We start from the raw sequence: 209 nt of genomic DNA on the forward strand, positions 1-209 counted from the left end.
CTTCACCTACCAAAACTTTACGCCTTCGTTTAGGTATCCATACAAGATGCACGACTGCGTTACCTACAGAATGATTGCTATGTCTAGGCTCCAAAGATTTAGTCATGTTCAGTAAACCAAAAAGTTTTCTCCTCAAGGCGATCGCTAACCAGCCATTGCGTAGTTTTAGGTGCTAGGTGATACTAAATATCTTAAAAGTACTTATGCTT

The 209-nt window shown here is 39.7% G+C and carries 1 pseudogene; it reads right to left on the bottom strand.

Annotation, left to right across the window (positions count from 1 at the left end):
• Positions 1-106: pseudogene (locus AABK37_RS42305) on the bottom strand (IS200/IS605 family transposase); the annotation flags it as partial.
• Between the last annotated feature and the right edge of the window lie 103 nt (positions 107-209).

Source organism: Tolypothrix sp. VBCCA 56010 (genome assembly GCF_050875635.1).
Lineage (GTDB): Bacteria > Cyanobacteriota > Cyanobacteriia > Cyanobacteriales > Nostocaceae > Hassallia.